The following is a 2,602-nucleotide window of genomic DNA, read 5'->3' as shown; positions in this document are numbered from 1 at the left end:
TGCTGCTCTGATGATAACAAAGGCTCTAAAGAAACATGGTCCTTACACTCCAATGCAAACTTATGATGTTGATCAGAGCTTAGATAAACGTTTTTTATTTTAACAGCTGTTTCAATAGGGCGGGTAGCGCTTGCATCATAAACACCTTGTCCCGCCCGTGTCTCAAACACCACATCACGGCTTTCGTTAAAGTAAAAGGTCTCCCGTTCACAAAAACGAATGGCTGCAAAAATGCTTTCTTGGATTTGTTGAACATACTCATCGGCTATGTCATCAATCTCATCTTGAATGACCGACACTAAGTGCGAAAGTGTTCTCTTATGACGATAAACATCTCGCTTTACAGGTATCGGTCCTCCAGTCTTAACCCGAATATAATGACGTGTCATCAAAATACCTCTCAGTGATTAGTCACGAATTCAACGACTATACTTGCTTGCCCAGCTTGTACTGTTTTGTCCGCTTTAGCATAGAGAGTGACCTCTTCATCATAAGGGACAAATTCCTTCTGATTGGTGGGCTTAACCTCTTTTACTGCCTGTTGTTTGATTTCCGCTTCACCAAACTCAGTCCCTCCAGCAGTGCTGCCTATTTTGACCTTTGTGTCCGAAAATGCTGTCTTAACAAACACTTTAATCGAAGTAATCAAAGCACCACGAGGGAGGGTGCCTATCTTCATCACCTTTTCTTTATCTTCATAGCTAAAATTAAGCCGCAAAAAGCTTACCTGCTGGGTATGAAGATTTCTCCCTTGCAAGGGCTGTGGTAAATAATCTGCCATGTCTTATCCCCTCAATGATTTGTTACGAATTGCACAACCACAATACATTCACCAGCATCGGTGGTTTTGTCTCGTGTTGCATAAAGGGTCATCTCCTTATCATCTGCAACAAAAGACTTTTGATCTGTTGGCGTAAAATCTTGCGTGCCTTGGGCTTTGATGTCTTTTTCACTGAACTCATTGCCCCCATAGCTGCTGCCAATCTTCAATTTCGCTTCTGAAAATGCCGTCTTAACGAACGCTTTTATTGAAGTGATCAAAGCGCCACGGGGTAATATCCCAATTTTTTCTGTGAGATGTTTCTCTTTATGTAAGATATTCAAACGTAAGAAACTTACCTGTTGGGTATGTAGATTTCTGCCCTGTAATGGAGGGGGTAATTGATCTGCCATGTCTTGTTTCCTCCCTATGATTAATTATCAGGTTCACCACTGTAGGTGGGGATAACAATCGTTCCAAAATCTTGCGCTGCTTGAGAGCTATTTGGAAATTTGAAACGGGTTTTCTTCATGCCAATCAGTGTTTTCGCAGACAAACCATAGTAACGTTGATAGTCGAAATGCTCTTCCACCAATTTATAGCGATTGACATTGCGATTATTTCCAAAAGCCATAACGATACTTTGTGCTCCAAGAAAAACAGCACGACGCACACTTTTTTTCGCTGTATGATCGGTAGATTTAACCCCATGGGTGACATGTTCAGATTCACGTAAAATCACACCATTATACATGCCTAAAGAACCATCAAAGATTGGGTTTTGCGCACGAGAGCCTGTGTAAGCAGCTTTCTGAATATCAAGCCACTGACCAGTCTCTGTATTGGTACGCAATTGCATCACTTGTGTTGGATGCAAATAGAGAACATAAACACTCTCCCCATTCACACGTACTGGTCGAATTTTGGGATTAGCAAGTTTCGCCATTTTTACAGCTTCGTCAATAAGCTTCAAACTAAAGCTGTGTTTTGGCGCTTCACTTAGCTCTTCATCCTTGGTTTTACCATCTGGACGGATAATTCGCTTACTACTTGGTGCCAGAGGTTCATTAAATCCATAATGCACATTCTCGATATCTATCATCCGATCTTCAAAAGAGATTGTCCTTGCTGTATATCCGCAAGCTTGAATGAAAAACATCAAGCTTAAGCGATCTGCATACCAATCAACTAAGCCATCTTTTGCTTCGTCACGCAAATCAAACGTTGTACGTTGTTGCGCTATACTACCTTCATTTTCTACACGAACTGCATGCGAAAGCTCGTCAATATATAGTCTGTCATGAAGGAATTGTAATGCCTCTTCATTCCCCTCAAGCGTCTGTCCTGAGGTAACTCCCCGTCCCAAAAGCTGTGTACGTAAGCTAAATGTAACACAATCCCCTCTGCCCTTCTGTGTTTCAGTTTTAAGTTGAATAATGCTGTTTGAACCCTTGCCTATAAGGGGGGCAATAGGTATCGCCTTTGAAACTTCTGTATTTAATAATTTTGACCACGTGCTTATCGCATGAGGATCATCTGCTCTAACTGTTGTTAATGCCATTGATTTTACCTTTCTTTGCTGTAAAAAAAACCGGCTTAAAAGCCGGACCATAACCCTGCATAAAACAGGCTAATTTCTATAAAAATGCACTCTTAATACCCGTTACCAGCACCATGCAATTGCCGAAAAATTGCTTTATTTTTCGGATTTGATATCCAAGCGTCAAATTCTTCTTCTGACATCCTATCAATGCTTGCTAAAGTGATTGGTCCAACACTGCCCCCTCCACCAGATGCCGTTAAGGTTCTCGCAGAATTCTGCCGGCTTTGAAGCGCAGCAAC

The 2,602-nt window shown here is 41.6% G+C and carries 3 protein-coding genes and 2 pseudogenes; all 5 read right to left on the bottom strand.

What is annotated here, in order from left to right; all coding sequences use genetic code 11:
* Positions 1–389 (bottom strand): annotated as a pseudogene (locus ACFIM6_RS09665) (hypothetical protein); the annotation flags it as partial.
* An 11-nt stretch (positions 390–400) separates the two neighbouring features.
* Positions 401–781: a hypothetical protein gene (locus ACFIM6_RS09660; RefSeq protein WP_375612646.1), complete on the bottom strand. Its 381-nt coding sequence runs from the start codon at positions 779–781 to the stop codon at positions 401–403.
* Positions 782–792: 11 nt separating this feature from the next.
* Positions 793–1,173 (bottom strand): hypothetical protein, encoded by a 381-nt coding sequence (locus ACFIM6_RS09655; RefSeq protein WP_375612645.1) that lies wholly within the window; start codon positions 1,171–1,173, stop codon positions 793–795.
* Between the two features lie 20 nt (positions 1,174–1,193).
* Positions 1,194–2,321, bottom strand: coding sequence for a N4-gp56 family major capsid protein (locus ACFIM6_RS09650; RefSeq protein ID WP_375612644.1), 1,128 nt, complete (start codon positions 2,319–2,321; stop codon positions 1,194–1,196).
* A gap of 92 nt (positions 2,322–2,413) precedes the next feature.
* Positions 2,414–2,602: pseudogene (locus ACFIM6_RS09645) on the bottom strand (hypothetical protein); the annotation flags it as partial.

It is taken from the genome of Bartonella sp. AA9NXGY, assembly GCF_042196845.1.
In the GTDB taxonomy this organism is placed as follows: Bacteria; Pseudomonadota; Alphaproteobacteria; order Rhizobiales; family Rhizobiaceae; genus Bartonella.
The sequence above is the reverse complement of the archived record's forward strand: the minus strand, read 5'-3'. Positions and strand labels throughout refer to the sequence as shown.

What these genes read in the sequence shown, in the direction of transcription:
- ACFIM6_RS09660 (WP_375612646.1), bottom strand. Translation starts at nt 781, where the DNA reads ATGGCAGATTATTTACCACAGCCCTTGCAAGGGAGAAATCTTCATACC.
- ACFIM6_RS09655 (WP_375612645.1), bottom strand. Translation starts at nt 1,173, where the DNA reads ATGGCAGATCAATTACCCCCTCCATTACAGGGCAGAAATCTACATACC.
- ACFIM6_RS09650 (WP_375612644.1), bottom strand. Translation starts at nt 2,321, where the DNA reads ATGGCATTAACAACAGTTAGAGCAGATGATCCTCATGCGATAAGCACG.